This is a genomic window from Streptomyces sp. NPDC026522, assembly GCF_055567555.1.
Genome location: NZ_JBVHQF010000008.1, coordinates 272,212 through 284,411 on the forward strand (window position 1 = coordinate 272,212; position 12,200 = coordinate 284,411).

Annotated in this window: 9 protein-coding genes; 5 read left to right on the forward strand and 4 right to left on the reverse strand. The window is 74.1% G+C overall.

Translation table 11 applies throughout. The features are described 5' to 3' along the window. Positions 1-141: 141 nt before the first annotated feature. From lanKC to ACZ4M3_RS22365, 4 genes are all read left to right on the forward strand, one after another. On the forward strand, positions 142-2,826 hold the full coding sequence (lanKC, locus tag ACZ4M3_RS22350; protein ID WP_467735201.1) for a class III lanthionine synthetase LanKC: 2,685 nt from the start codon (positions 142-144) through the stop codon (positions 2,824-2,826). Further along, on the forward strand, positions 2,813-2,950 hold the full coding sequence (locus ACZ4M3_RS22355) for a SapB/AmfS family lanthipeptide (RefSeq protein ID WP_453355770.1): 138 nt from the start codon (positions 2,813-2,815) through the stop codon (positions 2,948-2,950). Before lanKC ends, ACZ4M3_RS22355 begins: the two co-directional genes overlap by 14 nt. A gap of 74 nt (positions 2,951-3,024) precedes the next feature. Further along, positions 3,025-4,923 carry an ABC transporter ATP-binding protein gene (locus ACZ4M3_RS22360; RefSeq protein WP_467735203.1) on the forward strand — a complete coding sequence of 633 codons (1,899 nt, stop codon included), beginning with the start codon at positions 3,025-3,027 and terminating at the stop codon, positions 4,921-4,923. Beyond that, on the forward strand, positions 4,920-6,668 hold the full coding sequence (locus tag ACZ4M3_RS22365) for an ATP-binding cassette domain-containing protein (protein WP_467735205.1): 1,749 nt from the start codon (positions 4,920-4,922) through the stop codon (positions 6,666-6,668). Before ACZ4M3_RS22360 ends, ACZ4M3_RS22365 begins: the two co-directional genes overlap by 4 nt. A gap of 19 nt (positions 6,669-6,687) precedes the next feature. On the opposite strand, the gene ACZ4M3_RS22370 is transcribed toward ACZ4M3_RS22365, so the two are convergent. The 3 genes from ACZ4M3_RS22370 to ACZ4M3_RS22380 form a co-directional block, all read right to left on the reverse strand. Beyond that, positions 6,688-7,296 (reverse strand): response regulator transcription factor, encoded by a 609-nt coding sequence (locus ACZ4M3_RS22370; protein WP_467735207.1) that lies wholly within the window; start codon positions 7,294-7,296, stop codon positions 6,688-6,690. A gap of 315 nt (positions 7,297-7,611) precedes the next feature. Continuing rightward, positions 7,612-7,962 (reverse strand): PRC-barrel domain-containing protein, encoded by a 351-nt coding sequence (locus ACZ4M3_RS22375; RefSeq protein WP_467735208.1) that lies wholly within the window; start codon positions 7,960-7,962, stop codon positions 7,612-7,614. Between the two features lie 160 nt (positions 7,963-8,122). Continuing rightward, complete coding sequence (locus tag ACZ4M3_RS22380; protein WP_467735210.1) at positions 8,123-8,572, reverse strand: SRPBCC family protein; 450 nt, start codon at positions 8,570-8,572, stop codon at positions 8,123-8,125. A gap of 770 nt (positions 8,573-9,342) precedes the next feature. Here ACZ4M3_RS22380 and ACZ4M3_RS22385 point away from each other — a divergent pair. After that, positions 9,343-9,984, forward strand: a complete 642-nt coding sequence (locus ACZ4M3_RS22385) for a hypothetical protein (protein WP_467735212.1) — start codon at positions 9,343-9,345, stop codon at positions 9,982-9,984. Positions 9,985-10,013: 29 nt separating this feature from the next. On the opposite strand, the gene glgX is transcribed toward ACZ4M3_RS22385, so the two are convergent. Then, on the reverse strand, positions 10,014-12,137 hold the full coding sequence (gene glgX / locus ACZ4M3_RS22390; protein ID WP_467735214.1) for a glycogen debranching protein GlgX: 2,124 nt from the start codon (positions 12,135-12,137) through the stop codon (positions 10,014-10,016). Between the last annotated feature and the right edge of the window lie 63 nt (positions 12,138-12,200).

The window sequence follows — 12,200 nt, forward strand, 5'->3', positions numbered from 1 at the left end:
CGCGGCCCTTCGTCCCCCTGCGCGGGCCGCGGCCGGGCGACGCGTGCGTTCTGCACACCGCGCCGGTGACAGCCGTGACTGTCGCGGCGCCCGGCCCGGGTGGCACGGTGGTTCTGCCGCCGACCGACCGAGGGAGTACGGGTGAACAAGGGGTACGCCGCCTTCTGCGACGCAGACCGCTGGTTCTACGACGCGCCGTACCGGCGGGCCGAGGAGAGCTATCCGGCCGCGCTCGCCCCCGTCCCGGCGGGCTGGCGCTCCCACCGCACCGGCAGCTGGTACGCCCTGCGGCCGCTCGGCCTCGAACTGCCCTCCCAGGGCTGGAAGATCCACGTATCGGCCACGCTCGACAACGCCGAATCCGTCCTGGCCCGGGTGTACGACTACTGCGTGGCCGGGCGGGTCGCCTTCAAGTTCGTGCCGAGCCGGTACCTGCTGCACCTGCGCAACGCCAAGTACGCCGACCGGGGCGCCAGCGGCAAGTTCCTGACGGTCTATCCGGCCGACACCGAGGAGTGCCGCCGCATCGCCGAGGACCTGGACGCACTGCTGTCCGGGGAGCCGGGGCCGTACATCCTCAGCGACCTGCGGTGGGGCGCCGGTCCGGTCCACCTGCGCTACGGGAGCTTCACCCTGCGGCACTGCTACGACGAGCACGGCGAGGTCGTCCCGGCCGTCGAGGCCCCCGACGGACGCCTGGTGCCCGACCCGCGCGGGCCGGTGTTCCAGCCTCCGGAGTGGGTCGAGCTGCCCCCCTTCCTGAAACCGCACCTCGACGCGCGGTCCGCCGTCAGCCTCGCCGGTCTCCCCTACACGGTGGAGCGGGCCCTGCACTTCTCCAACGGCGGGGGCGTCTACGCCGGCCGCGACACCCGCACCGGTGAGGCGGTGGTCCTCAAGGAAGGCCGGCCGTACGCGGGGCTCGCCGCCGACGGAGCGGACGCGGTGGCCCGGCTGCACCGGGAGCGGGCGGCGCTGGAGCGGCTGGCCGGACTGGACTGCGTACCATCCGTCCGCGACGCGTTCACGGTCGGCGATCACCACTTCCTGGTCCTGCAGTACCTGGAGGGCAAGCCGCTCAACACCTACTTCGCCCGCAAGCACCCGCTGATCGAGGCGGATCCGACGCCGGAAGCGCTCGCCGCCTACACCACCTGGGCCGTCGAGATCCACGAGCGGGTCACCGAGGCCGTGGCGGCCGTGCACGCCCGCGGGGTGGTCTTCAACGACCTGCACCTGTTCAACGTCATGGTCGCCGAGGACCCCGCGGGCGAACCGTCCGTCGCGCTGCTGGACTTCGAGGCCGCCGCGCACGTCGACGAGGGGCTGCGGCAGACCGTCGCCAATCCGGCCTTCGTCGCCCCGCCCGACCGCCGCGGCTTCGCGGTGGACCGCTACGCCCTCGCCTGTCTGCGCCTGGCCCTGTTCTTGCCGCTGACGAGCCTGCTGGTACTGGACCGGGCCAAGGCCGTACACCTGGCGGCCGTCGCCGCCGAACGCTTCCCCTTACCACCCGGGTACCTGGACGAGGCCGTCGAGGAGATACTCGCCGGGCCGGATCCGGCGCCCGCCGGGCCGGCGCCGAGTGACCCCGCGGCGGCGCCGGGCGGCCGGGTGGCCGCGCCGGCCGGCCCGTACCTCCCGGTGGAACCCGGGGACGGGGAGGCCGCCCGCCGCTCCATGACGGCCGCCCTGCGCGCCGCTGCCACACCGGAGCGCGAGGACCGGCTCTTCCCCGGTGACATCGCCCAGTTCACCACCGAAGGCGGTGGTACCGGCTTCGGATACGGCGCCGCCGGGGTGCTGTACGCGCTGGCCGAGACCGGCGCCGGGCCCTGGCCCGAAGCCGAGGAATGGCTGCTGGCCCGGGCCGCGGAGCCCGGCTCCGGGACTCCGCTCGGCTTCTACGACGGTCTCGCCGGCACCGCCTGGACTCTGGACCGGCTCGGACACCGGGAGCAGGCGCTCGCCCTGGCCGGGGAGCTGCTGCGGCAGCCCTGGCAGGAGACCGGCCCGGACCTGCACGGCGGGCTGTCGGGCATCGGGCTGGCCCTGGACGCGCTGGGCACGGCGACCGGCGAGGGTGAGCTGCACGCGGCCGCCCTGCGCTGCGCCGAACTCGTCGCGCGCTCGGCCCCCCGGCTGACCCGCGCGGGACTGCTGTACGGCAGCTCCGGTCCGGCGCTGCTCTTCCTGCGCCTCTACGACCGCACCGGCGACGAGGAGTACCTCGTCCGCGCCCGGGACGCCCTGCACCGCGATCTCGACCGGTGCGTGACCAGCGCGTTCGGCACCCTGCAAGTCGACGAGGGCTGGCGCACGATGCCCTATCTCGGCGCCGGCAGCGTGGGCATCGGCATGGTGCTGGACGACTGGCTGGAGCATGCCGGGGAACCGCGCTTCGAGCAGGCCCGGCGCGAGATCGTGCGCGCCGCCCGGTCGAACTTCTACGCGCAGCCGGGCCTGTTCCGCGGCGCGGCCGGCATGGTCCTGCACCTGGCGCGGACCAGCACTCCCGATCCCGACGGCACGCGGAGCGGCGACCTCGGCCGCCAGATCGCCGCACTGGCCCGGCACGCCGTGCCCTACCAGAGCCATCTGGCCTTCCCCGGCGAGCAGTTGATGCGCCTGTCCATGGACCTTTCCACGGGCACGGCCGGCGTCATGCTCGCCCTCGGCAGCGCGGCGCCCGGCGGGCGCGGCCAGTTGCCGTTCCTCCCACCGCTGCGGCACGCCGCGGCGGTCCCAGAGCCGGTCCCGCACCCCAGCGGGGCCGTGACCCATCGCACCAACTCATCGAGAGGAATTCGACATGACCCTTCTTGACCTGCAGTCGATGGAGACCGTGAAGGAAGAGACCACCGAGGCCGCGGCCCTGCACGGCGGTGGCAGCCAGGCGAGCCTGCTGCTCTGCGGCGACAGCAGCCTGAGCCTCACGACCTGTCACTGATCAGGTAGCTTCCGGGCCCGGGCGGTTCACCGCCCGGGCCCGGAGCCATCTCCGGAGCCCTGGGAGCCGCGACGATGACCCCGCCCCCGTCCCCGCCCCCCGGTCCTGCGGGCCGCACCGCGTCCGGACGCGGCGGTGACCGGGCCCTGCGGGAGGCCGCCCGGCACAGTGCGGTGCGGACCGCCGCCGTGGGCGTGTGCTCGGTCGCCGCCGCCCTCGCGGCCCTCGCCGAACCCGCCGTGCTCGGCCACGCGCTCGACCTCCTGCTGCGCCGCGACCCGGCCGGGTCCTCCTGGGCCCTGTGGTGCGCCGCCGTCATCGCGGCCGAGGTGTCCCTGGACGCCCTCACGACGCTGCTGACCGGGCAGGTGGGCGGCCGCACCACCGCCTGGCTGCGGCGCACGGGGCTGGCCGCGCTGCTGCGCACGTCCCCGCACCACGCGGGCCGCCATTCCCCCGGCGACCTCACCGCACGGCTGACCGCGCACGCCACGGAGGCGGGGACGGGACCAGCCGCCGCGGCGGCCGGCGTCGCCTCGCTGCTGCCGCCGCTGGGCGGGCTCGTGGCGCTGTTCCTCATCGACACCTGGACCGCCCTCGCCTTCCTCGCCGGACTCCCGCTGCTGGGATGGCTGTTGCGGTCCTTCGCGCGGGACTCGGGGTCCAGCGTGGCCCGGTACCAGGAGGTCCAGCTGGCCATGGCGGCCCGGCTCGTGGAGGCCCTCGCCGGGGCCCGGACCATCGCCGCCGCCGGCACGGCCGGCCGGGAACGCGTGCGGATCCTGCGCGGACTGCCCGAACTCGGCGTACAGGGGCGGCGGATGTGGCGCGTCTACGGCGGTACGACGGCCCGGACCTCCGCCCTGATGCCGCTGCTGCTGTACGTGGTGCTCGGGGTGGGCGGGCTGCGGCTGGTGGCGGGGGCGCTGGGCGTCGGGGAACTCCTCGCCGCCGTGCGCTACGCCGGACTCGCCGCCGGGATCGGGGCGGTGACCGGCCGGGTGGCCGCCGTCGTCCGCGCCCGGTCCGCCGCGGACCGGACGGCGGCCGTCTTCGACCTGCCCGAACTCGGCTACGGCGGAGCGCAGTTGCCGGTGTGCGGGCCCGGGCGGCTGGACCTGGAGGGGATCCGGGTGGTGCGGGACGGCAGGACGGTGCTGGACGGCATCGACCTGGTGGTGCCGGGGGGCGCCACGCTCGCGGTGGTGGGCCGCTCCGGCGCGGGCAAGTCGCTGCTCGCGGCGGTGGCCGGCCGGCTGACCGACCCGGACGGCGGCCGCGCCCTGCTCGACGGGGTGCCGCTGGAGGAGTTCTCCGCGGCCGCGCTGCGCCGGGAGGTGGGGCATGCCTTCGAGCGGCCCGCACTGCTCGGGGAGAGCGTCGCGGACGCCATCGCGTTCGGCCGGAGCCCGGAGCCCACGCGGCAGGAGGTGCGGGCCGCGGCGCGGGCCGCGGGGGCGGAGCCGTTCGTCCGCCGGCTGCCCGAGGGCTACGACACCGTGCTCGCGCAGGCTCCCCTGTCGGGCGGTGAACTCCAACGCCTGGGCCTGGCCCGGGCGTTCCTACGGGCGGGCCGGCTGCTGGTACTGGACGACGCCACCTCCAGCCTCGACACGCTGACCGCCCGCGAGGTGGAACGGGCGCTGGCGATCCGGGTCCCGGGCGGGACCCGGATCGTGGTGGCGCACCGGGTCTCCGCGGCTGCCCGGGCGGACCTGGTGGTGTGGCTGGAGAACGGCCGTGTCCGGGCCACCGGGAGCCACGCCGACCTGTGGCGGGACCCGGCCTACCGGGCGGTCTTCGCCGCGGAGCCGGAACGGGGGCGGGACGAGGCGCCGGGCTGCCGAGCGGGGCCGGAGCCGGATCCGGGCCCTGTGGCGGGGCCGGGGCCGGAGCAGGGTCCTGTCGGGGCCGGACCGGCCCGCGGGCCCGGGCCGGCGGCCGGCGGGGCGGGCGCGGGCGGTATCCGGTGAGCCGGTCCGGGGCGTGGGGGCGGGTGGCGCCCGACGCGCGGCGGTTCCTGCGCTCCCGCATCCGGCCGCTGACCGCCCTCGCGCTGTGGTCGCTGCTGGAGTCCGCACACACCTTCCTCGGGGGCTACGGCGTCGCCCGCGCGCTCGACGACGGCTTCCTCGCCGGCCGGGCCGCCACCGGCGCGGCCTGGCTGGCGGCGGCCGGCGCCGGGGCCCTGCTCGGCGGCTTCGCCCTGCGCGGGGTGTTCGCCGGGCTCGCGGAGCTGGTGGAGCCGCTGCGCGACGGGCTGGTCCGCCGGGCCGTGCGCCAGGCGCTGGCCGCGGCGGTCGCCGATCCCGCCCGGGCCGCCGACGCGCGGGCGGTCTCCCGGCTCACCCAGCAGACCGAGATGGCCCGCGACTCCTTCGCCGGCCTGGTCCTGACGGCCCGTTCCTTCGTCTTCACCGCCGTGGGCGCGCTCGTCGGCCTGGCCGCGCTCGCCCCCGTACTGCTGCTGGTGGTGCTGCCGCCGCTGCTGCTCGGGCTGGCCGCCTTCCTGGCGACGCTGCGCCCGATGGCGGCCGTACAGCGGGAGGCACTGGACACGGAGGAGGCCCTGGCCGCGCGGGTGGGCGAGGCGGCGGGGGCGCTGCGCGACATCGTGGCGTGCGGCGGCGGCCCGGCCGTGACCGCCCGGGTGGAGCCCCTGGTCGCGGCGCAGGAGCGGTTGGCCGGACGGCTCGCCGGGTGGGGAGCGGTCCGTACCGTCGCCCTCGGCGTGGCGGGCCGGGCGCCGGTCGTCGCGTTGCTGGCCGCCACTCCCTGGCTGCTCGGGCGCGGGGTCACGGCGGGCGCGCTCGCCGGCGCCGTGACGTACCTGGTGCAGTCCCTGCTGCCCGCGCTCGACACCCTGATGGCCGCCCTCGGTTCGGCGGGGACCCGGTTGCTGGTGGTACTGGACCGGTTCTGCGCGCCCCCGGTTCCCGAGCCCACGGAGCCGCCGGCCGGTCCGGCCGAGTACGAGGAGCAGGCTGCCGCCGCCGAGTTGCGGGGGGTCGGCTTCGGCTACGGGCCGCACGCCCACCCCGTGCTCCGGGATTTAGACCTGCGGGTGCGCCCCGGGGAGCACCTCGCGGTGGTGGGCCCGAGCGGTATCGGTAAGTCCACGCTCACCGCGCTGCTCGCCGGGCTGCTCACCCCGGACCGGGGGACGGTCCTGGTCGCGGGAGCGCCCGCGCGTCCGGCCGCGGGGGGCGGGCCCGATCCGCGCCGGACGCTGCTGCCGCAGCAGGCGTACGTCTTCACCGGCACCGTGCGCGAGAACCTGACCCACCTCTGCCCGGGGCCGGTCAGCGGTGCCCGGCTGGACGCGACCGTCGACGCGCTGCGGCTGCGGGGGCTCGTCACCCGGCTGGGCGGCTACGACGCGGTCCTCGATCCGCCGCGGCTGTCCCAGGGCGAGCGGCAACTGCTGGCCCTGGGCGCGGCCCACCTCTCCCCCGCCCCGCTGCTCCTGCTCGACGAAGCCACCTGTCACCTGGATCCGGAGGCCGAGGAGCGGGCCGAGCGGGCCCTCGCGGCGCGTCCCGGCACCCTGATCGTGGTGGCCCACCGGATCTCGTCGGCCGCCCGCGCCGACCGGGTCCTCGTACTGGACGGGACCCGGGCGGTGTGCGGCACGCACCGGGAACTCCCGGCGCGCTCGGCCCTCTACCGGGACCTGGTGGGCATGTGGGGCGGGGGAGAGCCGGTCACGCCCCACTGAACCCGGCGGTCCGGGCGGCCTACACCCACCCCGCGCTGCGCGATATGCGGATCGCGTCGATGCGGTTGCGCGCGCCGGTCTTGCGGGTCACGGCCGCCATGTAGTTGCGGACCGTGCCGCTGGCGAGGTGCAGGGCGCGGGCGATCTCGGCGACCGAGTCGCCCTGTGCGGCCCGGGCCAGGACGCTCAGTTCGCGCGGGCTGAGGGGGACCGGGTCCGCCTCCATGAACGCGGAGGCCAGCGCGGCGTCGATGAACCGCTCCCCCGCGGCCACCTTGCGGACGGCGCGGACGAGCCGGCCGGGCGAGCCGTCCTTGTCCACGTAGCCGAGTGCCTTGGCCTGGAAGGCGCGGCCGAGCGCGCCGGGCGTCTTGGCGGTCGCGAGGACGAGCAGTGGCGTGGGCGGGTCCAGCAGCCGCCCGGGGCCCTTGCCCTCCCCGGTGAGGGCGGCCGTCGCCCCCGGACAGTCGACGTCCACGACGGCCACGTCTGGTCGTAACGACTCGGCCCGGCGGGCGGCGGTCCGCCACCCCGCGGCCGTGACGTCGAAGTCGCCTTCGGATCTCAGCAGGGCGGCCAGCGCGGATCCGACGAGGCTGACGCTGTGCAGTACGAGGACCTTGGTCATGGTGACTCTCCGAACGTGGGTTGGCGCGGACGGTCAAGGCTTCATCAGCATCAAGCGGTTGCCCAGGTACCGGCCCCCGGAACACGACCTTCGGGGGCACGTGGGGGGCGCGTGGCCGTAATGAGTCGGCGCGCCGGGTGCCCGTGCACGGCATGTCGTACTTGTCGCCGCAGTCCGCCGCCGTCCGGGTCCGTCGGGCACCGCGATGTGTCCGGATCCTGCGGGCGGCCGCGAAACCAGGCGGGCGAACGCAGGCGGGCGGCGCCGGATGAACCGGTGCCGCCCGCCTGCTGGTTCGGGGGAGTCAGCTGTGAGTCAGCCGAGGAAGCCGCTGTAGTAGCCGCCCACCTGGCCGCGGTAGTCCTCGTCGTGGAGGTGCTTCTCCCGCTCGAACTCGGGAGCGTTCTTGATCTGCTCCTTCGTCCCGTCGACGTAGATCTTCTGCTCCTCCGGGTCGATCCGCGTGATGGTGCCGGCCGGGAGCAGGACTTCCCGGCCGAAGATCCACGGGCCGGTATCGACCACGATGTAGGAGGAGCCGACCTCGTCCGAGTGCTTGTCGACCTTGCCGATGCTGCCGTCGGTGGCCTCGACCTTGTAGCCCGTCAGGTCGGCGCCCAGCGCTCGGCCCGACGTCTCGCGGTAGCCCCACACGTTCCCAGACATGCGCACATCTCCTTGATCGGTTCGTCGGCTCCCTGCTCCGCCGGGCCCGTCGAGGGGCGTCGGAGGAGCGGGGGCCTCGTAACGGCCCGCCTGCCCCGGCACGCGGATCCCACACACCGGGAACGGACTTCCCCGCTCCGGCGGGCGTCGGCGGGCGGGATCAGACCTGGCCGCGCCAGGACCCCGTCTCCTGCCCGCGCGCCTCGATGTACTGCTTGAACCGCTTGAGGTCACCGCTGATCCGGTGCTTGACGATGCCGAGCTTGTCGCCGACGTTCTCCGCGAACCCGTCCGGGTCGTAGTCGAGCTGGAGCATGACCTTGGTCGTGGTGTCGTCCAGGCGGTGGAAGGTGACCACACCGGCCTGCTTCACCTCGCCGCCCAGGGTCGTCCACGCGACGCGCTCGTCCGGGATCTGTTCGGTGATCTCCGCCTCGAACTCCCGCTGGGCGCCGCCCACCTTGGTCACCCAGTGGGTCAGGGTGTCGGTGCGCTGGTCGATCCGCTCGACCCCCTCCATGAAGTGGGGGAACGTCTCGAACTGCGTCCACTGGTTGTAGGCGGTACGGACGGGGACCTCGACCTCGATGGACTCTTCGACCTTCGACACGGATGCACCTTCCTGCTCACGGCCGCCGACGGCTTCCGCCGCCGGGCGCACCGGGGAGTCCGTCTCCCGACTCCGCCCGTGCCCCGGTTCCGCCGTCTCATCACCTCCGCCGAAAAAGAAAAACCTTGTGCGGCGGGCCGTTTGGAACCTCCCGGTCGGGTCACACGCGGGGTTGTCGGTGTACGGACGCCGCTCGAACCGGCGCCGAAGGCGTACACCGAGGACCGGTGGCCGCGCGCAGAGCCCCTCCCCCGGTAACCGCGCGCGGCTCACGGGCCCCACACCACGCTGCCGTCCCGCCACACCGGCGCCCCGGGCCCGCCCGCTGCCTCCGCGCAGCGCGGGCCCGGGCAAGCCCCCGGCGGCCACTGCCCTCCAGAGACCCCCGGGCCCGGGCGGGACGGCGGCGCCGTCCGGCCGGAAGCGGCGGACGGGGCTTGCCGGTGCGGCCGGTCAGGACAGGAGTTCGACGTACCCGCCGGTTCCGTGCACGCGGCTCCGCCGGCCGTCCCCGATCAGCCGGGCGGCCCGCTCCACACCCACGACGGCCGGCCGGCGCGTGCCCCCGCGCCGGGGCGCCCGGTTCGACGTCAGCGCGTCCGCGTCCTCCGTGCACCGCCTCCAACATGCGCACGTCGTATGCTCCGCATCCCGGGTCCACCAGCGGCCCGTACCGGAGGAAGGCGGTTGTCTTCGTGTCCCGTGACAGAACAGATGCCCGGGTCCGGCACCCGCGGCACGAGCGGCGCGGCGAAGCCAGGTTTCCCGCGGTGCTCGCCACTTCGGCGGCGATCCTCCTCTACCTCGCGCTGCCCCAGCAGTTGCTGGTCGCCCCGCGCTATGTGCTCCCGGCGCTGGAGGTGCTGCTCCTCCTGCCGCTGATCGCGATCAACCCGCGCCGGCTGACCCGCCAGACGAACACCTTCCGGTTCCTGTCACTGGCCCTGGTGCTGCTGATCGTGGCGAGCAACCTGACCGCCCTCGGCATCCTCATCCACGAGCTGGTCTACGCCGGGGTCGATGACGGGCGGTCCCTGCTCGTGGCGGCGCTCCAGGTGTGGCTGACCAATATCATCGCCTTCGGCCTGGCCTACTGGGAACTCGACCGGGGAGGCCCGGTCAGTCGCACCCAGGCCCCCCGCGAGGAGTTCCCCCTGGCGGATTTCCGCTTCTCCCAGGACGAGAACGACGACGCCGTCCAGGAGGTCGCGGACGGCGCCAGCAAGGTCTCCGACTGGATCCCCACCCTGATCGACTACCTGTACGTGTCGGTCACCAACTCCACGGCTTTCAGTCCGACCGACACGATGCCCCTCTCGGTCCGCGCCAAAGTGCTCATGGCCGTCCAGAGCGTGGCGGCCCTGCTGACCTCGCTCCTGGTCATCGCCCGGGCCGTCAGCATCCTGCGCTGAGCCGCCCCCGGGTCGCGGGGGCGGCGCCATCACCGAGCACGGTCCTCCAGGGCGCTGCGCAGGACGGCCGTGCTGTGCGACTCCAGGCGCAGGCCGGCGCCCGGTTTCAGTTCCCGCTCGTCGGGGGTGTCCGTCGTGGCGGTGTCGAAGAGCAGCGTCCAGCGCGTGGCGAAGCGGCTGCCGGGGAGACGGAAGTCCACGGCGGCGTCCGAGCTGTTGAACATCAGCAGGAACGAGTCGTCGGTGACCCGGTTGCCGTAGCGGTCGGGTTCGGTGATCGCCTCGCCGTTGAGGAACATGGTGAGGGTGCCGGCCTGCGGCCGCGTCCAGTCCTCGTCCTCCATCGGCGAGGCGTCCGGGCGCAGCCATTCGACGTCCGCGGGGAGCCCCCGGTGTCCGGCGGCGCGTCCGGAGAAGAACCGCCGGCGGCGCAGCACGGGGTGCCGGCGGCGGAGCCGGATCAGGCGGGAGGTGAAGTCGAGGAGGCGTTCGCCGGTCTCGTCGAGGTCCCAGTCGATCCAGGCGGTGGGGTTGTCCTGGCAGTAGGCGTTGTTGTTGCCGCCCTGGGTGCGGCCGAGTTCGTCCCCGTGGCTGATCATCGGGATGCCTTGGGAGAGGATCAGCGTGGTCATCAGGTTGCGCTGCTGCCGTTCGCGCAGGGCCAGTACCCCGGGGTCGTCGGTCTCGCCTTCCGCCCCGCAGTTCCAGGAGCGGTTGTCGTCCTCGCCGTCCCGGCCCTCCTCGCCGTTCGCGTCGTTGTGCTTGCAGTCGTACGAGACGAGGTCGCGAAGGGTGAACCCGTCGTGGGCGGTGACGAAGTTGACGCTGGCGAGGGGGCGGCGCCGGTCGTGTTCGTAGAGGTCGGCGGAGCCGGTGATGCGGGAGGCGAACTCACCGAGCGTGCCCTCGCACCCGCGCCAGTAGTCGCGGACGGCGTCGCGGTAGCGGCCGTTCCACTCCGACCACAGGGGCGGGAAGTTGCCGACCTGGTAGCCCCCCTCGCCGAGGTCCCACGGTTCGGCGATGAGCTTGACCCGGCTGATGACGGGGTCCTGCTGGATGACGTCGAAGAAGGCGGAGAGCCGGTCCACCTCGTGGAACTGGCGGGCGAGGGTGGCGGCGAGGTCGAAGCGGAAGCCGTCGACGTGCATCTCCTGGACCCAGTAGCGCAGCGAGTCCATGATGAGCTGGAGCACGTTGGGGTGGCGCATCAGCAGGCTGTTGCCGGTGCCGGTCGTGTCGTAGTACTGGGAGCGGTCCTCGTCGGACAGCCGGTAGTACGCGCAGTTGTCGATGCCCTTGAAGGCCAGGACGGGCCCCTTGTCGTTCCCTTCCGCCGTGTGGTTGTAGACGACGTCGAGGATGACTTCGATGCCTGCCGCGTGCAGTGCCTTCACCATCTGCTTGAACTCGGTGACCTGCGCTCCGCGGCCGCCGGTGGCCGCGTAGGCGTTGTGCGGGGCGAAGAAGCCGATGGTGTTGTAACCCCAGTAGTTCGACAGGCCCTTTTCGGCCAAGTGGCCGTCCTGGACGAACTGGTGCACCGGCATCAGTTCCAGGGCCGTGACCCCGAGACCGGTCAGGTGGGCGATGATGGCGGGGTGGGCGATGCCGGCGTAGGTGCCGCGCAGTTCTTCGGGCAGCGCGGGATGGGTGCGCGTGAGGCCGCGGACGTGCCCTTCGTAGATGACGCTCTCGCCGTAGGCGTATCCCGGCGGTTTGTCGTCGCCCCAGTCGAAGGCGCGGTCGGTGACCACCGACAGCATGGTGTGGCCGGCGCTGTCCAGGGTGTTCGGTTCGGCGCCGTCCGCGAAGCGGTGGCCGTACAGGGACTCGTGGTGGTCGAGCTGCCCGTCGATGGCGGTGGCGTACGGGTCCAGCAGCAGCTTGGCGGGGTTGCAGCGGTGTCCGGCGGCGGGGTCGAACGGGCCCCGCACGCGGTAGCCGTACCGCTGGCCGGGTCCCACGTCGGGCAGGTAGATGTGCCAGGCGGACCGGTCGATCTCCGTCATCGGGACGCGGGTCTCGTGCCCGGCGTCGTCGAGCAGGACGAGGTCCACGCCCTCGGCGACCTCGGAGAACAGTGCGAAGTTGGTTCCGGAGCCGTCGTACGTCGCTCCCAGGGGATACGGTTTGCCCGTCCATGTGCGCATGGGGTCACGCTACTGTCGCGGGCCGCCCGGGGCAGGGCGGGCGGCCGGGACACCGGGCGTCGG